Source organism: Paenibacillus sp. RUD330 (assembly GCF_002243345.2).
In the GTDB taxonomy this organism is placed as follows: domain Bacteria; phylum Bacillota; class Bacilli; order Paenibacillales; family Paenibacillaceae; genus Paenibacillus_O.
Genome location: NZ_CP022655.2, coordinates 3,297,696 through 3,320,300 on the forward strand (window position 1 = coordinate 3,297,696; position 22,605 = coordinate 3,320,300).

Consider the following 22,605-nt stretch of genomic DNA (forward strand, 5'->3'; position numbering starts at 1 on the left):
TCTTCGGCGCAAGTGAAAAAAGCCCCATTCTTCCAAAGGGAAGAACGAGGCTGCCGAACGAAGATCAAGCCTGCTGCAGGCTGCGCACCATGCCTTCGATGACGGCATAGGACTGGCCGGCGGCCAGCACGGTGAATTCGGCGAAATTCATGTGCGCGCTGCCGTCGGCCTGATCCGACATGGAGCGGATGACGACATAGGGAATGCCGTTCATATGAGCGACTTGTGCAACGGCAGCGCCTTCCATCTCGGCGCAGGCGCCCTGGAAGACGTCGCGAAGGCTCTGGACCTTGTCGCGGCTCGCGATGAACTGGTCGCCCGACAGGACGACGCCTTCGAGCACGCGGCCCTTCACCGCATCGCGGCTCGCTTGGACAGCAAGGCTGCGCAGATCCTCATCCGCCGGAAAGACGGAGATTTCCTGGTAAGGGATCGCCCCCGGAGCGAAGCCGAGCGCCGTAACGTCCATGTCATGCTGGACGCAAGCCGTGGACACGACGATGTCTCCGATCGTCAGGCTGGAATCGACCGCGCCCGCAACGCCCGTGAACAGGATGCATTCCGCTCCCAGATCGATGAGCGCCTGCGTGCATACCGCGGCATTGACCTTGCCGACGCCGGACTTGACCGCGATGATGTCCATGCCATGGAGCGTCCCGCGATAAAAGACGAGGCCGGCCTTGACCGTCTCCGATTCCATCTGCGCATGGCGGTGAAGGAGCTCCAGCTCCTCTGCCATCGCTCCGATGATGCCGATCGTGCGATAGGTTCTCATTGCTTCGGAGCTCCTACCGACTGCCGTTTGACGAGCTCATGAGGGAGGATCACCTTGGCCTGCTCGACCGGCTCCTTTTTCATCAGCTTGGTCAGCAGGCGCATCGACACGGCGCCGATGTCATACATCGGCTGGGCAACCGCGGACAGCTGCGGACGCACCATGGAAGCCATGCGGCTGTTGTCCACGCTGATGACGGAGATGTCCTGCGGCACTTTGAATCCTTTGTCCTGAATCGCATGGATAGCCCCGATAGCCATCTCGTCCGTTGCCGCGAATACAGCTGTCGGAAGCTTGTCCTTGGCGAGGAAATGGTTCATCGCTTCCACTCCGGACTCGTACCGGTAGTTCCCGATGCGGACATTGTCCTCGTTGTAGGCGATGCCGTTCTCTTCCAAGGCGCGCTTGTAGCCGTGGAACCTCGCATATCCGTTCGACGGATCCTGCAAAGTGCCGCCGATCATGGCGATGTCGGCATGCCCTTGATCCAGAAGATGCTTGACCGCATCATGGGCGGCATCCTCATGGTCGATGTCCACCGACGCGATGGTTCCCTGCTCGTCCGTCGTCGCACAGAGCACGACAGGCACGTTCGCCGTCTTGAACGCCTGGAGATGCTCCTCTGTCACGGCGCCGCCCATGAACAGCAGGCCGTCGACCTGCTTCTCGAGGAGCGTGTTGATGACGCGGATCTCCTTGTCCTTGCGCTTGTCCGCATTGCAGAGAATGATATTGTAATGGTACATGTTCGCGATGTCTTCGATGCCGCGGGCCACCTCGGCAAAGTTGGAATTGGAGATGTCAGGAATGACGACACCGACCGTCGTCGTCTTTTTGCTCGCAAGTCCCCTGGCTACGGCATTCGGGCGGTATCCGAGCCGTTCGATCGCCTCGTAGACCTTCTTGCGGGTCTGCGGCTTGACATTGGGATTGTTGTTGACGACCCGGGAGACCGTAGCCATCGACACTCCCGCTTCTCTTGCTACATCGTAAATGGTTACAGTCACGGTTCCTTCTCTCCATTGTAAACGAATTTATTGGCAGGCTTTACCCCTTTACATTACGGTTATCATACGACAAATACCGTGCTTATGCAATGTCAGCGAGCATTCTCGGACAGCGCCGTTTCCGTGATATTCCAATGGGAAGTGTTCCATTCCGCCTTGCCGTCGCGGATCAGGATCGCTTGCGGAGAAGCATGCTTCACCCCGAGCTCCTCGGCGATGACATTTGATACCGGACGCTCCTCGATGACGCGGACGAGAGCCGTCTCGACTCCTTCTCCCTTGCTTCCTTCGTGCCAGCGGGTCCATTCCTCGATCGCTTCCGCGCTCACCGAACAGCTTGTGCTGTGCTTGAATACGAGCACCGGCTTCTCATGGGAAAGCTCCAAAATCTGCTTCCAATCTTCCATCGTGTGCAATTGCTTGCTGCTCATACGCCACACTCCTTATTGTCGTTTCTTTGGCTGGGGTCTTTCGGGCTTCCCTCGGCTATGTATGCATCATGCAGCGGCTCAGCTGGCCGAGCCTCTTCTCGATTTCCCGCCTCCATGCTTCGTCTCCGACCGAACCCGCGACAAGCAGCAGCTCCAGCAAGGAATCGATCCGTTCGCCGACGATCTGCTGCACAGCCGCGGGATCCGGACTCCTTCGCTTCGAAGAAGCTTCTACCAGTAAATCTGCCCACTCGTTAAGCTCGTTAAACAAGAAGGTCTGCTTGCCCGGCTCTTCGCCAAGCTGGCCGATCAAGCCGGTCAGATCCGGCTTCACCTCGGGAAGCACCTCGCTGCGGCCGCAGCCGGCGCACGAATAAATGGGAACATTGTCGATCTCCACTTTATTCGAGTAGATAACCGTCCTTAATTTCATGTTCATTTTATGGCCGCAAGAACAGGTTTTATGCATCGGAAAGTCCGCTCCTTCGTCAACGCGCCTGCCCATCACCGCCTCAAGCCCTTGGAGGGGCGGCAGGAGATCAGCACGGGCGCAGTGTCGCTTGCCTCCTTACTTCGACCTTTTTCGCCTGTTTTCCTGCCGGGAGGGCACATGCAATTTCTGTAAAATAAATCGGCGGCGGCTCCGCCTCCCCCGCCGTCCGGGGAAAGGCAGGATCAGGAAGCCGTTTGCGCCTCCGGGCCGGCTGCCTTACAATGAACCGGGAACCCGGCCTATCCCGGGACAGGCCCTTACAGAGGAGGAATGCATGTTGACCTTGCAAGGAAAGCGCGTCATCTGCCTGATTGACGATGAATTCGAGGACCTCGAGCTGTGGTACCCCGTGTACCGCGTGCGCGAGGAAGGAGCGGAGGTTCTGTTCGCCGGTCCGGAAAAAGGAAAGGTCCATATCGGCAAATACGGCGTGCCGGCAACGGCCGATCTGTCCTACGGCGAGCTCGACGCCGGCGGCATCGACGGCCTTCTTGTTCCCGGAGGATGGGCGCCCGACAAAATCCGGCGTTACCCCGAGGTGCTGAAGCTCGTGCAGGAAATGGACGCCGGCGGCAAGCCGATCGGCCAGATCTGCCATGCGGGCTGGGTGCTCGTATCCGCCAAGATCCTGCAGGGCCGCACGGTGACATCGACTCCCGGCATCCGGGACGACATGGAAAATGCCGGAGCGCGCTGGGTGGATGAAGCGGTCGTCGTCGACGGCAACCTGATCTCCGCGCGCCGTCCGCCTGACCTGCCGCCTTATGCGAAGGCATTTGTGGAGGCGCTGAAGCAGCGCAGCTGACAAAATCCTGCAGCGAATGGAATGAAGAAGAACCCTTGCCGATGCAAGGGTTCTTCTTCATCTGCCGCCAGTTCGCTTCCCGCTGCAGTCATTCGCTTCCCGCTGCCGTCACTCGCTTCCCGCTGCGGTCCCGACTTTGGAGCCGTCCGCGTTATCCCTGCTCTGCTCCAGCAGCCGCTTGACCTCGGAGGTCGTGCCGCAAGCCATCACTTCCGCATATACGCTCCGGCTGTCCCGCTGCGTGGTCTGCAGCAGCCGCTCCTTGACATGGAGAATGGAGTGGGATGACATGCTCAGCTCGTCGACATCCATGCCGAGCCAGACGGGAAGCGCCCTGGCGTCCCCGGCCAGTTCTCCGCATACGCCGACGTGGATGCCCGCCGCCCGGGCAGCCTCCACTGTCGTCCGCAGCATGCGCAGAACGGCTGGATGGAGCGGCTCGTACAGATGCGAGATTTTATCGTTCATGCGGTCGACAGCCAGCGTGAACTGGACGAGGTCATTCGTCCCGATGCTGAAGAAATCAACTTCGCGGGCCAGCAGATCGGCGATCATGACCGCGGCCGGAAGCTCGATCATGATCCCTGCGGGTATCGCCTTGTTATACGGCTTGCCCTCCGCCTCGAGCTCCCGCATCGACTCGCGGAGCAGAGCGTTGGCCGCTCTGACCTCCTCCACGGAAGAGATCAACGGATACATCACCTTCACATTCCCGTAATGGGACGCCCTCAGGATCGCCCGCAGCTGGGTCTTGAACAGATCCTTGCGGTCGAGGCTGATCCGGATTGCCCGGTAGCCGAGGAACGGATTCTCTTCCTCCGGAAGCTCGAAGTAGTCCAGATGCTTGTCGCCCCCGATATCGAGCGTGCGGATGATCAACGGCTTCCCGTCCAGCTTCTCCGCCACGCTCCGGTACACCTCGTACTGCTCCTCTTCCTTGGGGAAGCGGGTGCGGTCCATATACAGGAATTCGGTCCGGAACAGGCCGACGCCATGCGCTCCGCTCGTGAGGGCGACTTCAAGCTCCTTGAGCGAGCTGATGTTGGCCGACAGCTCCAGATGCTTGCCGTCCGGCGTCGACGTGTCGAGATGGGCGATGCCGAGCAGCCGGTCATGCTCTTCGGTCTGGCGGCTGCGCAGAGCCGCGAACGCCTGGACAGCTTCCTCGCTCGGATTGAGCTCCACATGCCCCGTAGATCCGTCGATGATTAGGAAGTCGCCGGTGGCGATGCTTTCCTCCAGCCTGCTGTCGAGCCCCACGATGAGCGGAATGCCGAGCGCCCGCGCCATGATCGCGGAATGCGACGTTGTGCTGCCGCCGAAAGTGGCGATGCCGAGCACGTTCTGCGGATTGATATGAGCCAGCTGCGAAGGAGACAGCTCCTTGGCGACGAGGATGTACGGCTGCGTGTCCGAAGGCAGCGTGATCTCGGGCGCGCCGAGCAGATGCTTGAGGAGGCGGTTGCCGACATCCTTGATGTCCAGCGCCCGCTCCTTCATATATTCGTCGTCCAGCAGGTCGAACATCGTGACGAAATGGTCGATCGCTTCCTTGACCGCCACCTCGGCCGCTTTGTACTGCCGCTCGATCATCCCCTGGATCTCGTTCATGAAGACGGGATCGTCCAGTATCGCGAGATGCGCATCGAAAATGCTCCGCTCATCCGGACCGACAACCTCCCGCAGCTCATCCTTCATCTGCTCGATCTCGACCTTGGAGGTGCGGATGCCTTCGTACAGCCGCTCGAATTCGCGGGCGAGATCCGCGACGTCGATTCTTTGCTCCGGCAAATCCCATTCCCAGTTCGGCAGGACAAAACATTTCCCGATCGCGATCCCGGAAGAAGCTCCGATTCCTTGCATCATGGCCTAATCCCTCCAACATGACTATCCTTGCGTTCTTTCAGCATCACGGACATGACCGACGACTGCCCCTTCTTCACCGACTTGAAGGCTCCGAAGCCCCAGGAGCGGACCAGCTGGGAATTCGTGATGACCATCGGTGTGGCCAGCGACTTGCTTTCCGCCCGCAGCTTCTGCAGATCAAAGGAAATGAGCAGCTGGCCCGGCGCAACATCATCGCCTTCCTTCACGGCGGCCTGGAAATAGCTGCCGTCCTTGAGCGAGGAGGTGTCGATTCCGATATGGAGCAGCACCTCCAGCCCTTCCCCGGTGCGGAGCCCGATGGCATGCATCGTCGGGTATAAAATGATGACCTTGCCGCGCACCGGCGCCACCAGCTCGCCCCTGTCCGGCAGGAAGGCGACTCCGTCTCCGACAAGCTTGCCGGAGAAGATCGGATCCGGTACCTCCTCCAGCGGAATCATCCTGCCTTGTACCGGGGAGCTGAATAAAACCTGGGCGGAGTCCCGCTGCATCGTCTTGACGATTTCTTCCCGGATCAGCTCCGAGAACGTGCCGAATACAATCTGCACGTTGCCTCCGCCGAGCCGGATGACGCCGGCGGCTCCCAGATCCCGCAGCGCCGTGTTGTCCAGCAGGCGATCGTTCTTCAGCTTCAGCCGCAGGCGCGTGATGCAGGCTTCCATCGTATCGAGATTGGCCTTGCCCCCGATCGCCTGGAGGATGAGCGGCGCCCGGGACGGGATATCCTCGGCCCAGTCGTCGAGAGCCGATCCTTCCTCGCGGCCCGGCGTCGGGATCCGGAAGCGCCGGATCGCCCAGCGGAACAATCCATAGTACAGGATGAACACGATCACGCCGATCGGAAGCAGCAGCCATCCCTTCGTTGCCAGATGCATGTTCAGGATGTAATCGATGGCTCCGGCCGAGAAAGAGAATCCGTGCAGGATGCCCAGCTCGTATACCAGCCACATGATGACGCCGGACAGCAGCGCATGGATGACGAACAGGTAGGGCGCGACGAACAGGAAGGCGAATTCCACCGGCTCGGAGACGCCGGTCAGGAACGACGCCAGCGCAGCCGTCAGGAACGTCTTGCGGATCTTCGGCTTGAGGTCCTCCCTGGCCTCCTGGATGATGGCGATGGCGATGGCCGGCAGCGCGAACATCATCGTCGGATACAAGCCCGCCATGAACGCTCCGGCCGTCGGGTCTCCTGCAAAAAATCTCGGCAGGTCCCCGTTCACCATCTCGCCTGACGGAAGCCGGTAGCCGCCGACCTGGAACCAGAAAACGTGGTTGAGCAGATGATGAAGCCCGAACACGACGAGAATGCGGTGCAGGAAGCCGTAGAGGAATACCCCGAAGCCCCCCGCCGAGGAGACGACATCTCCGAGCAGCAGCAGTCCTTTGCCGAGCAGCGGAGCGATTCCGATCATCGCGACCGAGAACAGCACCGAGACGAAGCTGACGAAGAGAGGGACGAAACGAGGCCCTCCGAAAAATTGTATGTACTCGGGCAGCCGGATAGATTTGAATCGTTCATAGCTGTATCCCGAAAGCATGCCGATGAGCGCTCCGATCAGGACGGTCGGCTCGATATCGTAGTGGCTGTACTTGACGATGCCCGTATAGATGAACATGCCCGCCAGCGCCGACAAGGCCGATGCTCCCCCGTTGCTGGAGGTTCCCCAGGCAACGCCGGCAGCGAACAAATACGGCAGGAAGGCGAACAGCGAATAGCCGGCAACGGATAAATATTCCCCCAGCGACGGCAGTCCGAGCGTTTCCCATGGAAGCGTGCTTAAGCTCAGGCAGATGGCTGCGGCAGGCAGAATGATCATCGGCAGCATGACCGCACGGCCGAGCTGCTGCAGATTGCCCATGAATTTCATGCTGGACCTCCTATTCCGATCGCTCGCGCGGCCGCATATGAACGGCTCCGCCCGAGGTCTATGAGTATGGTAAGCGTTTCATTTCCCTTTGTCAAAAGCAAAAAGGCAGGCCCTCAAAGGTCCTGCCCCATGCCGGCACATTCGAGAAAGGCAGCGTCGCGAGGCAGACGCTCCTCCAGTCAGGCTAGCCGCCGATCGTTGGCCGGAGAATGGAATCCTCGACCTTGATGCAGCGGTCCATGATGACCGTCAAGCCGCCAGCCCGGGCGATGTCGGCCGCTTCCTCGCTGTAGACGCCGAGCTGCAGCCAGAGCACCTTGGCGCCGGCCTGCACCGCTTCGCGTGCGATCGCAGGCGTGAACTCGCTGCGCCTGAAGACGTTCACGATGCCGATCGGCTCCGGCACGTCCAGCAGAGAGGCGTAGCTGGTCTCGCCGAGTATGGCGGGAGCGGCGGGGTTGACCGGGATGATCCGGTAGCCCCGATCCTTCATGGCGGCGGATACGGAATGGGATGTCCGCTCCGGATTGTCGGACAGTCCGACGACGGCAACGACAGGATTCTGTTCGAGAAGCTTCTTGATTTCGTCCCTGGCGGGATTTTCAAAAGCCATTTGCAAGCCCTCCCTTTCAAGTTAACTTAACCATGATAGAGATTATTTACTTGGATTCCGTCCATTCCACCTGCGCGCCGAGCGCCTGCAGATGGTCGAAATAGATCGGATAGGACTTCGCGACATGATGCGCATCCTTGATCCGCAGCGGCTTGCGGCAGCGCAGGCCGACGACAGTCAGCGCCATGATGACCCGGTGGTCGTAATGGGCGTTGATCTCGACGCCGCCCTCGAGCCCTTCCGGCTTGCCGTGCACGATGATCTCGTCGCGCTTCTCCTCGACGTCGGCGCCGGCCTTGCGGAGCTCCGCCAAGTAGTCGGTGATGCGGTCGCATTCCTTGTAGCGGAGATTCTCGACATTGTAGAACCGGGAGGTGCCTTCGGCGTGGACGGCGGCCGCGACCATGGCCAGCACCGCGTCGGTCGCCGCGTCCCCGTCGAATTCTACCGCCTTGAGGCGTCCGTTGCCGCGCACCCGGATGTCGCCGTCCTTGTGCTCCAGAGGCACCTCCATCATGCGGAGCACGTCGACGACCGCGCGCTCGCCCTGGCGGCTCTTCTCCGGCAATCCGTGGATGACGATATCCGAGCGGGTGACGGCGGCCGCCGCGAGCACGGCAGCCGATCCGGGATAATCCCCCTGAACCCGGTACGTCCGCGCGGCATAGCGCTGCCCGCCGGGAATTCGGTAGCTCATGAGGTCTTCGGACGCTTCGACGACGATTCCCGCCTCCTCCAGCACTTCGAGCGTCTGCCCGATCACGACCTTGGACTTGAGGTCGTGCAGCACCTCGATCTCGCTGTCCTCCTGGAGGAGCGGCGCAAGGAACAGCAGCGCGCTCAGGAACTGCGAGCTGACGCTGCCCGATACGGCGATGCGGCCGCCCTTGGCGCTTCCGCCGCGGATCGTGATCGGCAGCTTGCCTTCATGATCGTCCACCTCGACGCCCATCTGGCGCAAGGAATCGATCAGGTCATGATGCGGGCGCTTGCCGAGCGAGTCGGGGTAGGCGTTCACGAACGTCACCTCCGGGCAGAGAGCGGCAATGCCCATCAGGAAGCGGAGCACCGCTCCAGCGTTGCCTACATTGAGCTCCTTCACATCGCGCGGGCGGCTGCCGAAGCCCTTGATGACGATCTTCTCGTCATCCTCCTGAAGCTCGGCTCCGAGGTCGCGGATGCAGCGGCGCATGGCGTCGCTGTCCTCGCTATGCGCCGGATAGTAGATCGTGCTGGTTCCTTCGGCCAGGGCGGCGACAAGCAAGTACCGCGTCGTGTAGTTTTTGGATGAAAGCGCCTGGATGCTGCCCTTGAGCTCCGGCGTAGGCGTTACGATCACGTCCATTGGAGTGTATTCCCCTTTATGCTGGATTGAATGGAATTATTCTGAAACGCGGTAAAGCCCTGAAGTCCCGAGATAGCCCGACAGCACGGATTCGGCGACGGCGCCGGGATCCAGGCCGTCCGTATCCACGCTCAGCTGGGCGAAGTCGTAGGCACCGCTGCGGGCTTTCATGAGCTCGCGCACTTTGGCCGCCGGGTCTCCTGCAAGCAGAGGTCTGGCCGTGTCGCCGGCGACCCTCTCCACGATGACGGCTTCGCTCGCTCGCAGTGCGGCCACGAAGCCATGCCGCAGCATCAGCTCGCGGTTCGCTTCCGACAGCACCGTTCCTCCGCCCGTGGCGATGACGAGAGGCGTGTCCGCTGTCAGCAGCCGGGTCAATGCCCGGGTTTCGGCTTGGCGGAAATAAGGCTCGCCATGCCGGGCGAACAGCTCCGCAATGGAGCAGCCTTCCGCGGCGACCACCTCGGAATCCGTGTCGGTCCAGCCATATCCAAGCCTTCCGGCAAGCTGTCCCGCGACGGTGGATTTGCCGGTTCCCATGAAGCCCACGAGAACGATCTTGCTGCGCGAGGGCTGATCTTCTCCGACCACCTGATGCTCACACCTTCCCATGCGATGTCAATCTTTCAAATATCATATCATCAATTGCTAGAGACAGGGTATAAAATTCTTATTTTACCATAAGGATAGAGGAGATCATTACACCTCTTGAAGGAGGACGGCCAGCCATGCCGATGGAACAGGAACCGCAGGCGCAATCGGAGCGCAAGCTTCGCCACATTCTCGATCCAGGATCGCCGTTATGCCGGGAAGATGTCGTATGGGCGCTGGATTATATCAAAAAAAAAGTGGCCGACGAAGATTCCGCCCTAGCGGAATTATCGCAGCCACGCTTGCTCAAAAACTATCGGGGATTCGCCGAAGCGGCCATGAGCCTGCTGGCTTCGCCCCGCACCGGCCCGCTTGAGGCGGACCGGCTCCGGGGCATGCTTCGCGAAGCTCTGCACGGCCTGAAGAAGCAAGGCTGAAGTCCGGCCTGGCCGGCCTCCTCGGCTCTATCCCCGCAGCTTGCCATCAGCCCTCGCTGGATTCCATCCACTCGAAATGGAACGTGCCTTCCTTGTCCACGCGCTCGAACGTGTGGGCGCCGAAGTAGTCGCGCTGCGCCTGAAGCAGGTTGGCCGGCAGGCGCTCCGTGCGGTAGCTGTCGAAGTAGGCCAGCGCGCTGGAGAAGCCCGGCACCGGAATGCCGCTTGCTACGGCAGCCGTCACGACTTCGCGCCATGCGCCTTGATACTCCTCTACGACACCTTTGAAGTAATCGTCGAGCAGCAGGTTTTTGAGTCCCGCGTCGCGGTCGTAAGCATCCTTGATCTTCTGCAGGAAGCGGGCGCGGATGATGCAGCCGCCGCGGAAGATCATGGCGATGTCGCCGTAGCGCAGGTTCCAGTCGAACTCATCCGAAGCCGCGCGCATTTGGGCGAAGCCTTGGGCGTAGGAGCAGATCTTGCTCGCGAACAAGGCTTTGCGGACCGCTTCGATGAAAGCGGCTTTGTCGCCTTGGTACGGAGCGGCTTGCGGTCCGCTCAGCACTTTGCTGGCATGGACGCGCTCTTCCTTCATCGCGGAGAGGAATCGGGAGAAGACGGACTGCGTGATGATGGACAGCGGCACGCCGAGATCCAGGGCGCTTTGGCTCGTCCATTTGCCCGTGCCCTTTTGGCCGGCGGAATCGAGAATGACGTCGACCATCGCTTTGCCCGTCTCCGGATCCTTCTTGGAGAAGATGTCGGCCGTGATCTCGATCAGGTAGCTGTCCAGCTCGCCCTTGTTCCACTCCGTGAAAATCTCGTGCAGCTCGTCCGTGGACAGGCCCAGCACGGAGCTCAGAAGGTGGTAGGCTTCGGTGATCAGCTGCATGTCTCCGTACTCGATGCCGTTATGGACCATCTTGACGTAATGGCCGGCGCCGCCAGGTCCGATGTACGTGCAGCAAGGGTCGCCGTTCACTTTGGCGGAAATGCCGGTCAGGATCGGCTCGACGAGCTTGTAGGCCGATTCAGGGCCGCCAGGCATGATTGCAGGCCCTTTCAGCGCGCCCTCTTCGCCGCCGGATACGCCGGCGCCGACGAAGCGGAAGCCTTTGGCTTCAAGATCCTTGCTGCGGCGTTCCGTGTCGGGGAAGTAGGCGTTGCCGCCGTCGATGATGATGTCGCCTTCGCTCAGATGGGGAACGAGCTCGTCGATGACGGCGTCCGTAGGACGGCCGGCTTTGACCATGATGAGGATTTTGCGCGGCACTTCAAGGGAAGCGACGAATTCTTCGATCGTGTAGGCTGGGAACAGGTTTTTGCCGGCGGATTCCGCGACAAGCTCGTCCGTCTTTTCGCGGGAACGGTTGTATACCGATACCGTGAAGCCTTTGCTCTCAATGTTAAGCGCGAGGTTCTTGCCCATGACGGCAAGGCCGACGACGCCGATCTGCTGTTTCGACATATTGACCATTCCTTTGCTGAGTTATACAGGCGATACGCACTTCCACTAGTGTACCCTTTTTGTTCCGTTATGCAAGTCATTGTACCATGAACGCCTCCCGAAACGAATCCGGAGCAGATGAATATTGGATGAACCCTCGGCCGGAAATGCCGCGGCACTCTCTATTTCGACCGATCGGCGCGAAACGGCCCCCTTTGCCGGCAGTCCGGCTGCGGCAAAAAAGCCGGGAGCACAGGGCTCTCCGGCGATTGTCGGTTGTCTATGGCTTGCGTCTGGGACTCGCCGCTCAACTTGCTGGACGGCCCATGCTCTCGCAGCTCCAGCCGGAGGCCTCGACGACGGGCCTTGCAGCTCCAGCCGAAGACCTCGACGAAATTTCCGTCTCGGTCTTACAGCTCCAGCTGAAGCATTTCGCTTCTCATGACGGCCAGCCGCTCGCGGCTCACATCGGCCGCCGCCTCGTCGCCGCTCTTGAGAGCGTCGTGCAGCACGCACAGCTCGTAATCCAGCTCGTAGCGGAGAACGGCGGCCCGCTCCTCGGCCCGAGTCGACTGGAACGACTTGAGGATCTCCTCCAGCGTGACGACAGGACGTTTTTGATATATGATGCGGTGCTCCATTCCCGACACCTCCACCAATCGGATGATTTCGCCGAACATGATATTTTCAATGACGATCTGACGGTCCTTCATCCGTTTCACGACAGCATGGCCCCGGGTATCGCCAATCAGCTTCTCGATCAGTTCCGACAGCTTCTCATCCTTGATGATATAATCTCCCACGATTTTGTAGCGGCTCTTCATTTTCTGGAAGCGCAGCTTGACGAGCTTTCTTCCCGTGCGGATGGAGATCAGGAACTGCGCCTCGGTCTCGCTCCAATACAGGGAATACCCCTCATGAATCAAATCGCGAATGAGATTTTGGATTTGCCGGCGGTCAAATCGCAGCTCCAAATTGCAATATTCCACTTCGTAGCTTTTGTTCACGGCAATCCCTCCCTGTCTGGATAATGTTGACCAAATGTTCTGACAATTTGTTCTTACCTGTAGTTTATACTCCATCTTATGTGCTGGCAACTTGGTTTATTGACTAATTTTGAAGAAAAGGGCTGCCGCCCCCTCCCGATTGGAAGCGGTTACCTGTTCAACGCCCGCGGCTTGTCCATATCGGCCTTGCCCTGTGGTATACTATATGGACAAGACAGCCCCGGCATGACCGCTTGAGCGGAATGCGGGGCTCATTATTTACTCCGAAGGGACGACACTCTATGACAACCTCCGCCACAGCGCCGCAAACCGCTCCTGCCACTCAGGCTGACGGCCGCATCGCTCCGTTTCCCGGATTTTCCCAAAGCGACTTCGACGTATTCGCTATCCAGGGTCTCGAGCCGCGGATGGAGGCGCTCATCGGCCGCATTCGCCCGAAGCTGGAAGAGCTGGGCAGCCGCATCACCCCGCTGCTGAGCGTGCTCGCCGGGACCGAATTCTACCCGCATGTGGCCAAGCATGCCAGAAGAACCGTGAATCCTCCCAGCGACACCTGGGTCGCTTTCGCCGCCAACAAGCGCGGCTACAAGGCCCATCCCCATTTCCAGATCGGCCTGTGGGGAAGCCATGTCTTCATCCAGTTCGCCGTCATCTACGAGGCTGCCGGCAAGGCTGCATTCGCTGCCGACGCCCTGAAGCAGCTGGACGACATCCAGTCCGCCATTCCGGACTCCTACGTCTGGTCGGGAGATCATACGGTTCCCGGCGCCGTCGCCGGGTCCGCCCTTGCTCCCGGAGAGCTCGCCTCCTTGTTCGGGCGCCTGCAGAACGTCAAGGCCGCCGAAATCCTGTGCGGCATCCATATCGACCGGCATGACCCGATCCTGAAGGATGGCGAAGCTTTCGTCGCCCGAGCGGAGCAGGTCGTCGAGACGCTCATGCCCCTCTACAGGCTGGCCGTGCGATGACTGGACGACAAAGCCCCCCTGCCGGTCCGTCGAGGACCGGCAGGGGGGCTTGCTTGTCTGTTCCGGCAGCTAGGCCGGTGAAATCCGGCCGCGGCGGATGATCAGCAGATGGAGGACGAACAGCACGACGAGCGAGCCGCCGCTGATGAGGAACGGCGCATGGGAGCCGTAGCTGTCCCACAGCCGCCCGGACATGATGGAGCCGAGCACCATGCCGAGGCCTTCGATGGTGAGGAAGAAGCCCCATACCGCTCCGCGCTCCTCCTTCGGAATCGCTTTGGCGATCAAGGCGTTCCAGGCCGGAATGATGCATGCATACCCCAGTCCCACGAGGGCGACGACGAGCAAGACAAGCGTCAGCTGCCGGGTATAGCCGAGCAGAGGCAGCGCCACGGCCGCGACGAGGAAGCCTGCATGCAGGAACCAGCGGGTGCCGTAGCGGTCCACCCATTTGCCGACCGGAATCAGGCCAAGCACCGTGACGGCTCCGCCGGCCACCAGATAAGCGCTGTATTGCTGCGGGGTCAAATGCAGCACCGTCCGCGCATATTGCGTCAGGACGGGCGTCAGCAGGCCGAGCGCGAAGTTCTGGATGAACATCGCCGGATAGAGCAGCTTGCTCGCATGCAGGGATTCCCCTACCTTCTTGAAGTAGCGGCGCATCCGCGGGATCAGCGGTCCGCGCGATGCGTGAGGAGCCTGCTCCTCGAGCTTGCCCTCGATTTCCCTGGATCCTCTGCGGCCGGGCAGCGTCAAGGTGACGAGCAGGATGAGCACCAGGATAGCGCCCATCAGCCAGAAGGCGGGCTCATAACTCTTGATGATGAAGAAGTTGATGACGATCGGCCCCATGCCGACTCCGATCAGCCAGCTCATGTAGATGACGCTCATCATGCTGCCGCCGGCCTCGTCGCCGGCTACGGCCGTCGCCCCCGTAATGACGCATGGCCACAGGGGGGAGGTTCCGACGCCGAGCAGCACGCAGGCGGCAATGATCCAGCCTGTGCCCGAGGTGAAGGCGATGATGCCGACGGACGTGCAGGTGAACAGCACGCCGAGCAGCATGACCGTGCGGTAGCCGATCCGGTCGATGATCCAGCCGAGCGGGCTGCGGAAGGCGTTGTCGCCGATGTATTGGGCCGCGAGCGCCCAGCCTACGGCGTAGGCGGACAGCCCGAGGGCATCGCGCATATATACGGGCAGCACCGATACGAGCACGGCTCCTTTGACAAATTCGACTCCGAACATAATAAGAAGAAGTTTAATGACGAACGGCGAGCGAATGATCTTTTTCCCGTTCGCGGGCATCTTCAGTTCCAAGCAGCGACGAACCCCTTTCCCGATCTGAGACGGCGGGGGTTTGCAGGCTTGCATTCCCCCCCGTACATGCTATACTCATTTTTGTTTGTATACCTGAATCTGAAAGGCTGTGGATCATAGCGATGGACCATACACGCACGCCTCTCTTCAGCGCGCTTCGCCGCCACGCAGAGAACAATCCCCTGCAGTTCCATATTCCCGGACACAAGAAGGGAGTAGGCACCGATTCCGAATTCCGAGCCTTCATCGGCGACAACGCCTTGTCGATCGATTTAATCAATATAGCTCCCTTGGATGACCTTCACCAGCCGACAGGCGTAATCGAGGAATCCCAAAAATTGGCCGCCGATGCATTCGGAGCCGATTATACCTTTTTTTCCGTACAAGGCACAAGCGGCGCCATCATGACGATGATTCTGTCCGTCTGCGCGCCGGGGGACAAAATCATCGTGCCGAGAAATGTCCACAAGTCGATCATGTCTGCCATCATCTTCGCCGGCGCTCGCCCGGTGTTCATATCGCCTGCCCGCGACGCCGAGCTCGGCATCGACCACGGCATCACGACGCGCTCGGTGCGGCGCGCCCTTGAGCGTCATCCGGACGCGAAGGCCGTGCTGGTCATCAACCCGACCTACTTCGGCATCTGCGCCAATCTGAAGGAAATCGTCGATCTCGTCCACAGCTACGATATACCGGTTCTCGTCGACGAGGCGCATGGCGTCCTGATCCACTTCAACGACAAGCTTCCGATGAGCGCGATGCAGGCGGGAGCGGACATGGCTGCGACGAGCGTGCATAAGCTCGGCGGCTCCATGACACAGAGCTCCGTGCTGAACATGAAAGCCGGCCGCGTCAATCCGCATCGGGTGCAGACGATCATCAGCATGCTGACGACGACCTCGACTTCCTATATCCTGCTGGCCTCGCTGGATACTTCCCGCCGCAACCTCGCGGTCAACGGCTACGAGATGGCGGACAAGGCCATCGAGCTGGCCCAAAAGGCGCGGACGGAGATCAACGGGATCGACGGCCTCTATTGCTTCGGCAAGGAGATCCTTGGCGGCGAAGCGACATTCGACTACGATCCGACGAAATTGACCATCCATGTCCGCCATCTCGGCATTACGGGTTATGACGCGGAGAACTGGCTGAGGGACAACTTCAATCTTGAAGTCGAAATGTCGGATATGTACAACATTCTCTGCCTCATTACCCCGGGAGACAGCGAAGATACCACCCGGCAGCTGGTCGAAGCGCTGCGCGCCATGGTCGTCCATTATCCGCGAGTGGACGAAGTGCAGGAGCTGGTCGTGAAGATTCCGGAAATCCCGCAGCTGTCCCTGACGCCGCGCGAGGCTTTCTACGGCGAGACGGAAGTCGTGCCGTTCAAGGAATCCGCAGGCCGGATCATCGCCGAATTCATTTATGTCTATCCTCCCGGCATTCCGATCCTGCTTCCGGGCGAGGTCATTTCCCAGTCCAACATCGACTATATCATCGACCATGTGGAAGTGGGGCTTCCGGTAAAAGGTCCCGAGGACCGCAGCATCCAATATGTGAAAGTCATCGTAGAGGAATCCGCGATCTTCTAAGGAAATCATTCCTGCTTCCAAAAGCAAAAAGCCCGGCTCGCCGCCGGGCTTTTTCATTTGCCGCTTATTTGCCTTCGTTCTGTTCCTTGGCGATCTGCTCGTAGATAGCCGTCACGCGCTCCCACTCCGCATCGTCCTCGATGCCGACGAGGAAGGCTTCCTCGTCCTCTTCCTCGATGCGGAAGATGACGCCGTCCTCCTCCGGATCGTTGCGGTCGAGAAGCACGGCATACGCCTGATTCTCGGATTCGAACGTATATACCATCACCATCTCGCGGTCGTTGCCCTCTTCATCCGTCACGAGAAAGACATGTTCTTCATGGTCATGGTCTTGGCCGCAGCCGCAGTTGTCGTCATGCTGATGCTCAGTCATCGATATCCCTCACATTTCTGTCTGCCTTAAAGTACCTTTCGTATCGTATCACTTGTCCCGCTCCGGGTCAAACCGCTATCCGACGGTTATGTTCTTCTCCGACACGACGCTCCAGTCGTCGTTCGGACTCAAGCGCAGCGAGAAGCGAATCGCATAGGTTCCGGAGCTGTCGAAGCCGTATTTGATCTCCTTGGAGAGGTAGAAGAAATTGTCTTTCTTCGTCGCGCTTGTCGCGAGGACCGTCTCCTTGCCGGCGGGATCCGTGATCGTGATCCGGAACGAATCGACCTCCGCCGTTAGGCTGTCCACCTGGGCAAGCAGGCTGAACGAGGTGGTGCCCTTGTTTTTGACATAACCGAACGGACTGTTGTCTTTGTCGAACAGCACCATATGTACGTTGGGCTTGACGATGCTGGCCTTCTTGCTGCTGTCATCCCATACAACGAGAGCCTGCATCTTCTGCGCGACCTGACGAAGCGGCAAGTAAGTCTTGCCGTCCGACATGATTCCCGTCTCTTGGAGCTCGCTGCCGTTGAACATGACCTTCACGGCCTGGGTGGCCGAATCCGCAAAAATCATCGTGCCTCCCCAGAGAGCCATGGCAAGCGTAAGCACAAGGACTTTTTTTCCTTTCATTCGATCCCTCTTCCCGATTGTTCGATACAGCTTTATACTCAGCCCGCAGGCCAAAGTTGCGCGGGTTCAAGACTCCCCCTGACGATTCGGGACTATGGTCCCGAATCGCGAACGAAGCGGTCGCGGCAAGCGAATGCCCGCCTGCCGCAAGCTGTCGCAACATGTAGAACCATGCGCTTCCCCGGGAAATGATCCCTCTAATTTCCGCTCAGCCGTACGTTCGCGTGAGCACGCACGGAACGCCTTTGCCGAGCGCTCCCGGCTGGCGCATCCGGTCCAGGTAGCGCATCCCCCGGCCGCAAGGGGTTTTGCATACGGCGCATGTATCGGACAGCACCAGCTTCATATTGACCTGCCTGCGGTCGCTTGCCGGCGCTTTCTTTTTTGCCGCCTTCGATGAGCCGCCTTTGCCTTTGCTCATGATGTCATTCTCCTTCCGGGCGCCCTGGGCGGGCGCTTCCCTGCTATCGTATGCAGGAGCCGGATGGTTGGCTCATAAGGCCCCCTGTTCTGCCGCAGCAAAAAAAAGCCGTCCCGTATGGAACGGCTTCAATCGGTTGAAAGGGTCAGAAAAGGGGCAAATTGTCCAGGTTGTTGGTCGGATCCCCATCGGCATCGCCGCGCAGGTAATGGCCTCCGTCCCGTCCTTTGAACACATTCACTCCGGCAAGCTTGCCCTGCCCCGCTTCCGCAATCGCCTCGTCATAAGCGAGGATGCGCCCGTTCTCGGTTTTGAACGACGTCAGATCGCCATCCCCGTTCTTCTGGACGGCCACGATCCGTTCCCTTGCCTGCTGTCCGCTGCTGTTGATTTCCATACTGGACACCGTTCCTTTCCGTCAGGTGATCTTCGGCATGCCATCCTAGCTTGCCCGGATAGGGAACGCTTTATAAAAGGGTGGCATTCCGAAGAAGGCTTAAGGTATCATGGAAGCATGCAGAAGGAAGCTGTCCAACTACGAACGGAGGAAGGATCGCATGGTCGTTGTCTATATTCTATCCGCATTGATGGTCGCCCTCATGGTATGGCTCCTGCTGGCCGTCACCAAGAAGGCCTATTCCAAAAAATGGGACGAGGAATAAAGATCCTCGTCCCTTTTCCTATCCTCATGACTTTTTCCAATCGCGTCCCCGATCGTGCGCATGAGGCTTTGCAAGCCGAGGCCTGTCCTCATCTCCATAGATCGAGGCGCGCACGGAATCGGGATACAGGGAGGCTCTCACGGAATCAGCAAGAGGATCAAGCTCTTCGGCAGCGGATCGGCTGCCTCCGACATCTTCTCCTGCGTTACGGATTCCGCCGCAGCCTGCCGGCCCAGCCAAAAGCAGCGCAGCTCCAAGCAGCATGAGCAGCCTCTTCCCTAGTCGTCCCCTGCGATATGTCCTCGTTGCCATGTCCAGCCTCCTCGGGTATTTCCTTCCTATAAAGGAAGTATGCACCTGGGGCGGGCCATTCAACCGTATTCCGCCGCTTTACTTGTCCTCCCGCGGCGGTCCGTCCAGCTTGCGCAGCCAGACATATACTTCATCATGACGGATGGAGTCATGGCGGATGAGCCGGGCAAGCGGAACGACCGCAGCCGCGATCAGCGCCCCCAGGCCAAGCAGCCATACCGCCAGGTGAGCCGTCCAGATGGCCATCTCCCCTCACTCCTTTCCCGAAACGGATTGAACCGCTTCCCGCGTCTGCTTGAACAGCTGATGGCCGTATATCGCCATAGCGCCGGCGACAAGCCCTTCCAGCGCGTTATGCAGCGTCCAGCCCTGCAAAGCCATCGCCAGAACGACGGCAAGCGCCGTCACGACGTAAACGATCGTCCAGTCGGGGATTTGCGGCGTCCCCTTGAGAATCATGCCGATGACCCAGCATGCGGCAACGACGATGGCCAAGCCCGGGTCCAGGACCTCCGACAGCGATTCCAACGACATGGATGTCACCCCCTATTTCTTCGACAAGCTACTATATGAAGCGGCAAGCCTCTTCATGACTTCGAATTGCAGCGGAACAAGCACAAAAAAAAGCCAGCCGCTGGCATGCGGCTGGCATGATCGATATTCTATTGCGTCGTTTAACGCCGGCCCGCCGCCCGAAGCGCTGCGGCGATTCCGCTCCAGAACTCGGTTGTGCGCTGGATATCGGCCGGGGTATCCTCGGACACGGCAGCGGGCCCGAATTCGGCCATGAACCAGTCCGGAGCCGCCAGCATGGCGGTCAACGCATCAAGCTTCTCGTTTTGGGAGCGGATGACGGCGGCCTGCTCCAGGCTGATACGGCGCAGCGCGTCCCTGCTATGTTCAAGTTCGACAACTTTAAGCTGCAGATGCTGCAGCGCATGGCGGTCATCTGTACTCATCATCTCTCTCAACCTCCTGTCAAGTATTAATAAACAGGAGGCTGGACCTAGAAGCATGCTTCAAAATCCCGGACCGGAGCCCATGTCACGGGGAAGGACGATTGGGATCGTAGTCGAGCCCTCTGAATATGAACCTCGTCATGTCCTCCACCAACGCCTCCCTTTCTTCCGTCTCGTACGAAAACAGGTCCTTCCAATAAGGGGATGAGCTGTTGTTCAGAAGCAGCGCCTGCACGCAGATGAGCGCCGTATCGAGGGAACGGTACCGGAACATGCCTTGCCGGCCGCCTTCTTCGATGAGGGAACGAAGGTTTCTCCAGATCGGCATGCTCCATTCCTTAATCAGATGGCTCCGCTCGCTTTCCGTCCATTTCTCGATCTGGATGATGCGGGAAATATCCGGATTGTCCAGCCTGTGCGCGATCATCTCGCGGATGAAGGTCCTGAGGCCTTCATCCGGCGCTTGATCGGGCTGCGACAGCAGGGAAGCGAGCGCCGGAGACATCTTCAGGCTCCGGAACACTTCCTCGAACATCGCTTCCTTTCCCCCGAAATAATAAGATACGAGAGCCGGGTTCGCCCCTGCGCCTTCGCAGATCTGACGGACGGATGTCCCTTCATAGCCTTGCCTGGCGAACAGGCGGCGGGCGGAGGCAAGCAGCCTTTCCCGGATGGACGTTTCCTCGCTCACGGCTCTCATCTCCTCTTAGGCTTGATCGTTCATTTGAAGCTGAAGCCGATGCCGGCTCCGCGGCCTGATTAAGCCGCCGCCGGCGACGCTTCGGCTTGACGCGCGGTTTCCTTGCGCATAGCGGCTCCCGCTACGCTGATGGCGATCGCGGCGGCGCCGATCGCGACGAGCAGCCACGAAGCCTTGCCGGTTCCTGTGCCGCCGAACAGCAGGTTCATGCAGCCCTGCACCGCATAGGTGGCCGGCAGGAAATCGCCGAGACGGCCGTAGAAGCCGGACAACAGCTCGCGCGGAACCATGGCGCCTGACGTTACGAGCTGAACGGACAACAGCAGGATATTGAACAGCATGCCGGGCATTCCGAGCACGACCAGGAACATCTGGGACACGAACATGAAGACGGCGACGAACAGCGCCTGGAAGCCCCATTGCGCCAGGAAGCCGTGACCATGCTGGCCTCCGAGAGAGAACAGCATGATCGTACCGATCAGGGAGACGAGAACGGCGGCTGCGACATTGAGGGCGAATCGGGATTGCAGACGCCGCCACTTGCCCATTCCCTCCCTGCGAAGCATCATCGATGCCTGCTCGAAGTTCATGCCCATGATCATCGCCCCGACGTAGGAAGCCAGCACGAGCATCATCGGAACCATCTGGTTGTTCATGCCTTTGACGGGATTGACCGCTTGGATGTCGGCGACAACCCGCTGCCCCAGCCCGGCCGCTGCGGTTTTCGACAGCTCCGCAGGCGCATTCAGCTGCTCCAGCAGGCCGGCTGTTCCCATCTGGACGGCCTGTCCATTGACGGCTCCGGCAATTCCGCCTGCCGCCGAGGTCATGATGCTTTTGATGAGAGCGGGATTCGATTCGTTGACCGTGAATTTCAGCTCGGCCTTGTCTTGAAGCGATGTCGCTTTTTGGGTGAAATCAGCCGGAATGGTGACCAGCATCTGCAGCTCGCGGGTGTTCAGCCGCTCCATGCCCTCTTCGGCCGATTCCAGCCGGATCAGATGGAAGGCCGACTGAGCTTCCAGCGACTCGACCACCTTGGCGCCGAGGCCGCTGTCCTCGTTGACGATGCCGACGCTGAGATTGCCCGCCCGGTCATTGACGCCTTTGTAGGCCGTCATCCAGATGCTTGAGAAGATGACTTGAAACAGAACAGCCGTCACGATTCCGACGATCGTCATCGGCTTTTTTAGAAACAGGATGATTCCTCTCCACATGCCTATTTGCCCTCCCAGGCTATCTGTAGTTAAACACTCGTTTAAAACAAGTGTTTAACCGAAGTTTATCTCCTTTATCTTTAGGTTGTCAATAAAAAAGAAAAGCGCCTTTTTCAAGGCGCCTCGATTAAGCCGGATACGGCCGGCATGGAAAAGGCGCCTCGCCTCGCTTCCGCATGATGGAAGTCTCGCGCAGGCGCCTATTCGGCGTGCTGTGTTGCTGGCGTCGTGGACGAGGTTAGTCGCTGACGAGGATGCCCTGGAAGCTTTCGGGACCGACGCGCACCGTGCCGAGCAGGTTGGAGGAGACAAATGCCGTGTACGTGAGCTGGGGAGTAATGGGAGGAAGATAATCAGCGGCCGTGAAGGTGATGATTTGCGGAGCGAGAAGGCTCAGTTCGAATGTGGAAGTGGCGGAGAAGATGACCGGATCCGTGGTCGCGGTTCCGCGTACGACCGTAATCGTGATTCCGACCAGCGCGAGCGGCAGCGTGACGGTCATCGTTCCCGTGAAGATGACCCGCGGATTGGCGCCCGCGCCCGAGGTGATCAAGCCCAGCTGCGCCCACAGCTGAGGGGTGTTCAGAACCGTGATCGGAATCGCGATCGAACCGGCCGTGCTGGCGTTCTGGGATGTTCGTGCATCAAGGAAAGTAGACATGTTCGTGCACCTCCTTTCTCCGGCGAAGAATACTATACTATATTCGCAGATTGATAGATTGTGAGAGGGAATGCG

27 protein-coding genes are annotated in these 22,605 nt (G+C 59.6%); 5 read left to right on the top strand and 22 right to left on the bottom strand.

Features of this window, described 5'->3' with window-relative positions:
• Window positions 1-64: 64 nt before the first annotated feature.
• The 4 genes from CIC07_RS14940 to CIC07_RS14955 all read right to left on the bottom strand — a co-directional run bounded on the left by CIC07_RS14940 (window position 65) and on the right by CIC07_RS14955 (window position 2,652).
• Entirely contained in the window at window positions 65-775 is a 711-nt protein-coding gene (locus CIC07_RS14940; RefSeq protein ID WP_076355039.1) for a 5'-methylthioadenosine/adenosylhomocysteine nucleosidase, read from the bottom strand.
• Window positions 772-1,782: a catabolite control protein A gene (ccpA, locus tag CIC07_RS14945; RefSeq protein WP_076355037.1), complete on the bottom strand. Its 1,011-nt coding sequence runs from the start codon at window positions 1,780-1,782 to the stop codon at window positions 772-774. The genes CIC07_RS14940 and ccpA overlap by 4 nt, the downstream gene beginning before the upstream one ends.
• A 92-nt stretch (window positions 1,783-1,874) precedes the next feature.
• Window positions 1,875-2,213 (bottom strand): bacillithiol system redox-active protein YtxJ, encoded by a 339-nt coding sequence (gene ytxJ, locus CIC07_RS14950; protein WP_076355035.1) that lies wholly within the window; start codon window positions 2,211-2,213, stop codon window positions 1,875-1,877.
• A gap of 55 nt (window positions 2,214-2,268) precedes the next feature.
• Window positions 2,269-2,652: a hypothetical protein gene (locus CIC07_RS14955; RefSeq protein ID WP_327205364.1), complete on the bottom strand. Its 384-nt coding sequence runs from the start codon at window positions 2,650-2,652 to the stop codon at window positions 2,269-2,271.
• A gap of 331 nt (window positions 2,653-2,983) precedes the next feature.
• On the opposite strand from CIC07_RS14955, the gene CIC07_RS14960 reads away from it, so the two are divergent.
• On the top strand, window positions 2,984-3,511 hold the full coding sequence (locus tag CIC07_RS14960) for a type 1 glutamine amidotransferase domain-containing protein (RefSeq protein ID WP_076356908.1): 528 nt from the start codon (window positions 2,984-2,986) through the stop codon (window positions 3,509-3,511).
• Between the two features lie 108 nt (window positions 3,512-3,619).
• On the opposite strand, the gene ptsP is transcribed toward CIC07_RS14960, so the two are convergent.
• The 5 genes from ptsP to CIC07_RS14985 form a co-directional block, all read right to left on the bottom strand.
• On the bottom strand, window positions 3,620-5,377 hold the full coding sequence (ptsP, locus tag CIC07_RS14965; protein ID WP_076355033.1) for a phosphoenolpyruvate--protein phosphotransferase: 1,758 nt from the start codon (window positions 5,375-5,377) through the stop codon (window positions 3,620-3,622).
• A complete protein-coding gene (locus tag CIC07_RS14970; RefSeq protein ID WP_076355031.1) occupies window positions 5,374-7,269 on the bottom strand; it encodes a glucose PTS transporter subunit IIA in 1,896 nt (631 codons plus the stop codon). The genes ptsP and CIC07_RS14970 overlap by 4 nt, the downstream gene beginning before the upstream one ends.
• A 184-nt stretch (window positions 7,270-7,453) precedes the next feature.
• Entirely contained in the window at window positions 7,454-7,882 is a 429-nt protein-coding gene (locus CIC07_RS14975; protein ID WP_076355029.1) for a CoA-binding protein, read from the bottom strand.
• 46 nt (window positions 7,883-7,928) lie between these two features.
• Window positions 7,929-9,227 (bottom strand): 3-phosphoshikimate 1-carboxyvinyltransferase, encoded by a 1,299-nt coding sequence (gene aroA / locus CIC07_RS14980; protein WP_076355027.1) that lies wholly within the window; start codon window positions 9,225-9,227, stop codon window positions 7,929-7,931.
• Window positions 9,228-9,263: 36 nt separating this feature from the next.
• Entirely contained in the window at window positions 9,264-9,818 is a 555-nt protein-coding gene (locus tag CIC07_RS14985) for a shikimate kinase (RefSeq protein ID WP_234992894.1), read from the bottom strand.
• A 137-nt stretch (window positions 9,819-9,955) separates the two neighbouring features.
• Between CIC07_RS14985 and CIC07_RS14990 the strand changes: the two genes are divergently transcribed.
• The gene (locus CIC07_RS14990; RefSeq protein WP_076355023.1) at window positions 9,956-10,255 is read left to right on the top strand and encodes a hypothetical protein; all 300 of its coding nucleotides are present in this window, start codon (window positions 9,956-9,958) and stop codon (window positions 10,253-10,255) included.
• 46 nt (window positions 10,256-10,301) lie between these two features.
• On the opposite strand, the gene gndA is transcribed toward CIC07_RS14990, so the two are convergent.
• Complete coding sequence (gene gndA / locus CIC07_RS14995; protein WP_076356906.1) at window positions 10,302-11,723, bottom strand: NADP-dependent phosphogluconate dehydrogenase; 1,422 nt, start codon at window positions 11,721-11,723, stop codon at window positions 10,302-10,304.
• A 389-nt stretch (window positions 11,724-12,112) separates the two neighbouring features.
• Window positions 12,113-12,709, bottom strand: coding sequence for a YkzI domain-containing protein (locus tag CIC07_RS15000; protein ID WP_076355021.1), 597 nt, complete (start codon window positions 12,707-12,709; stop codon window positions 12,113-12,115).
• Window positions 12,710-12,990: 281 nt separating this feature from the next.
• On the opposite strand from CIC07_RS15000, the gene CIC07_RS15005 reads away from it, so the two are divergent.
• Window positions 12,991-13,677: a YktB family protein gene (locus CIC07_RS15005; RefSeq protein ID WP_083687921.1), complete on the top strand. Its 687-nt coding sequence runs from the start codon at window positions 12,991-12,993 to the stop codon at window positions 13,675-13,677.
• A gap of 69 nt (window positions 13,678-13,746) precedes the next feature.
• On the opposite strand, the gene CIC07_RS15010 is transcribed toward CIC07_RS15005, so the two are convergent.
• The gene (locus CIC07_RS15010; protein WP_234992893.1) at window positions 13,747-14,997 is read right to left on the bottom strand and encodes an MFS transporter; all 1,251 of its coding nucleotides are present in this window, start codon (window positions 14,995-14,997) and stop codon (window positions 13,747-13,749) included.
• A 122-nt stretch (window positions 14,998-15,119) separates the two neighbouring features.
• On the opposite strand from CIC07_RS15010, the gene CIC07_RS15015 reads away from it, so the two are divergent.
• A complete protein-coding gene (locus CIC07_RS15015) occupies window positions 15,120-16,589 on the top strand; it encodes an aminotransferase class I/II-fold pyridoxal phosphate-dependent enzyme (protein ID WP_076355019.1) in 1,470 nt (489 codons plus the stop codon).
• Window positions 16,590-16,653: 64 nt separating this feature from the next.
• Here the strand turns inward: CIC07_RS15015 and CIC07_RS15020 are convergent, their stop codons facing one another.
• The 4 genes from CIC07_RS15020 to CIC07_RS15035 all read right to left on the bottom strand — a co-directional run bounded on the left by CIC07_RS15020 (window position 16,654) and on the right by CIC07_RS15035 (window position 18,416).
• Window positions 16,654-16,962, bottom strand: a complete 309-nt coding sequence (locus CIC07_RS15020; protein ID WP_076355017.1) for a DUF1292 domain-containing protein — start codon at window positions 16,960-16,962, stop codon at window positions 16,654-16,656.
• A 75-nt stretch (window positions 16,963-17,037) separates the two neighbouring features.
• Complete coding sequence (locus tag CIC07_RS15025; RefSeq protein WP_076355015.1) at window positions 17,038-17,598, bottom strand: stalk domain-containing protein; 561 nt, start codon at window positions 17,596-17,598, stop codon at window positions 17,038-17,040.
• A gap of 208 nt (window positions 17,599-17,806) precedes the next feature.
• Window positions 17,807-18,019, bottom strand: coding sequence for a hypothetical protein (locus CIC07_RS15030; protein ID WP_076355013.1), 213 nt, complete (start codon window positions 18,017-18,019; stop codon window positions 17,807-17,809).
• Window positions 18,020-18,164: 145 nt separating this feature from the next.
• Window positions 18,165-18,416 (bottom strand): DUF3892 domain-containing protein, encoded by a 252-nt coding sequence (locus CIC07_RS15035; RefSeq protein ID WP_076355011.1) that lies wholly within the window; start codon window positions 18,414-18,416, stop codon window positions 18,165-18,167.
• Window positions 18,417-18,525: 109 nt separating this feature from the next.
• On the opposite strand from CIC07_RS15035, the gene CIC07_RS15040 reads away from it, so the two are divergent.
• Window positions 18,526-18,681 carry a hypothetical protein gene (locus CIC07_RS15040; RefSeq protein WP_157741918.1) on the top strand — a complete coding sequence of 52 codons (156 nt, stop codon included), beginning with the start codon at window positions 18,526-18,528 and terminating at the stop codon, window positions 18,679-18,681.
• A 390-nt stretch (window positions 18,682-19,071) separates the two neighbouring features.
• Here the strand turns inward: CIC07_RS15040 and CIC07_RS15045 are convergent, their stop codons facing one another.
• From CIC07_RS15045 to CIC07_RS15070, 6 genes are all read right to left on the bottom strand, one after another.
• Window positions 19,072-19,239 carry a hypothetical protein gene (locus CIC07_RS15045; protein ID WP_157741919.1) on the bottom strand — a complete coding sequence of 56 codons (168 nt, stop codon included), beginning with the start codon at window positions 19,237-19,239 and terminating at the stop codon, window positions 19,072-19,074.
• A 6-nt stretch (window positions 19,240-19,245) separates the two neighbouring features.
• Window positions 19,246-19,527 (bottom strand): phage holin family protein, encoded by a 282-nt coding sequence (locus tag CIC07_RS15050; RefSeq protein WP_076355009.1) that lies wholly within the window; start codon window positions 19,525-19,527, stop codon window positions 19,246-19,248.
• A gap of 140 nt (window positions 19,528-19,667) precedes the next feature.
• Window positions 19,668-19,955, bottom strand: a complete 288-nt coding sequence (locus CIC07_RS15055) for a hypothetical protein (RefSeq protein ID WP_076355007.1) — start codon at window positions 19,953-19,955, stop codon at window positions 19,668-19,670.
• A gap of 82 nt (window positions 19,956-20,037) precedes the next feature.
• A complete protein-coding gene (locus CIC07_RS15060) occupies window positions 20,038-20,643 on the bottom strand; it encodes a TetR/AcrR family transcriptional regulator (protein ID WP_076355005.1) in 606 nt (201 codons plus the stop codon).
• Between the two features lie 68 nt (window positions 20,644-20,711).
• A complete protein-coding gene (locus CIC07_RS15065; RefSeq protein ID WP_076355003.1) occupies window positions 20,712-21,869 on the bottom strand; it encodes a YhgE/Pip domain-containing protein in 1,158 nt (385 codons plus the stop codon).
• 238 nt (window positions 21,870-22,107) lie between these two features.
• On the bottom strand, window positions 22,108-22,530 hold the full coding sequence (locus CIC07_RS15070; protein WP_076355001.1) for a hypothetical protein: 423 nt from the start codon (window positions 22,528-22,530) through the stop codon (window positions 22,108-22,110).
• Window positions 22,531-22,605: the final 75 nt, after the last annotated feature.

What these genes read in the sequence shown, in the direction of transcription:
- CIC07_RS14940 (WP_076355039.1), bottom strand. Translation starts at nt 775, where the DNA reads ATGAGAACCTATCGCACGATCGGCATCATCGGAGCGATGGCAGAGGAG.
- ytxJ (WP_076355035.1), bottom strand. Translation starts at nt 2,213, where the DNA reads ATGAGCAGCAAGCAATTGCACACGATGGAAGATTGGAAGCAGATTTTG.
- CIC07_RS14955 (WP_327205364.1), bottom strand. Translation starts at nt 2,652, where the DNA reads ATGAACATGAAATTAAGGACGGTTATCTACTCGAATAAAGTGGAGATC.
- ptsP (WP_076355033.1), bottom strand. Translation starts at nt 5,377, where the DNA reads ATGATGCAAGGAATCGGAGCTTCTTCCGGGATCGCGATCGGGAAATGT.
- CIC07_RS14970 (WP_076355031.1), bottom strand. Translation starts at nt 7,269, where the DNA reads ATGAAATTCATGGGCAATCTGCAGCAGCTCGGCCGTGCGGTCATGCTG.
- CIC07_RS14975 (WP_076355029.1), bottom strand. Translation starts at nt 7,882, where the DNA reads ATGGCTTTTGAAAATCCCGCCAGGGACGAAATCAAGAAGCTTCTCGAA.
- aroA (WP_076355027.1), bottom strand. Translation starts at nt 9,227, where the DNA reads ATGGACGTGATCGTAACGCCTACGCCGGAGCTCAAGGGCAGCATCCAG.
- CIC07_RS14990 (WP_076355023.1), top strand. Translation starts at nt 9,956, where the DNA reads ATGCCGATGGAACAGGAACCGCAGGCGCAATCGGAGCGCAAGCTTCGC.
- gndA (WP_076356906.1), bottom strand. Translation starts at nt 11,723, where the DNA reads ATGTCGAAACAGCAGATCGGCGTCGTCGGCCTTGCCGTCATGGGCAAG.
- CIC07_RS15005 (WP_083687921.1), top strand. Translation starts at nt 12,991, where the DNA reads ATGACAACCTCCGCCACAGCGCCGCAAACCGCTCCTGCCACTCAGGCT.
- CIC07_RS15015 (WP_076355019.1), top strand. Translation starts at nt 15,120, where the DNA reads ATGGACCATACACGCACGCCTCTCTTCAGCGCGCTTCGCCGCCACGCA.
- CIC07_RS15020 (WP_076355017.1), bottom strand. Translation starts at nt 16,962, where the DNA reads ATGACTGAGCATCAGCATGACGACAACTGCGGCTGCGGCCAAGACCAT.
- CIC07_RS15025 (WP_076355015.1), bottom strand. Translation starts at nt 17,598, where the DNA reads ATGAAAGGAAAAAAAGTCCTTGTGCTTACGCTTGCCATGGCTCTCTGG.
- CIC07_RS15030 (WP_076355013.1), bottom strand. Translation starts at nt 18,019, where the DNA reads ATGAGCAAAGGCAAAGGCGGCTCATCGAAGGCGGCAAAAAAGAAAGCG.
- CIC07_RS15035 (WP_076355011.1), bottom strand. Translation starts at nt 18,416, where the DNA reads ATGGAAATCAACAGCAGCGGACAGCAGGCAAGGGAACGGATCGTGGCC.
- CIC07_RS15040 (WP_157741918.1), top strand. Translation starts at nt 18,526, where the DNA reads ATGGAAGCATGCAGAAGGAAGCTGTCCAACTACGAACGGAGGAAGGAT.
- CIC07_RS15045 (WP_157741919.1), bottom strand. Translation starts at nt 19,239, where the DNA reads ATGGCCATCTGGACGGCTCACCTGGCGGTATGGCTGCTTGGCCTGGGG.
- CIC07_RS15050 (WP_076355009.1), bottom strand. Translation starts at nt 19,527, where the DNA reads ATGTCGTTGGAATCGCTGTCGGAGGTCCTGGACCCGGGCTTGGCCATC.
- CIC07_RS15055 (WP_076355007.1), bottom strand. Translation starts at nt 19,955, where the DNA reads ATGATGAGTACAGATGACCGCCATGCGCTGCAGCATCTGCAGCTTAAA.
- CIC07_RS15065 (WP_076355003.1), bottom strand. Translation starts at nt 21,869, where the DNA reads ATGTGGAGAGGAATCATCCTGTTTCTAAAAAAGCCGATGACGATCGTC.
- CIC07_RS15070 (WP_076355001.1), bottom strand. Translation starts at nt 22,530, where the DNA reads ATGTCTACTTTCCTTGATGCACGAACATCCCAGAACGCCAGCACGGCC.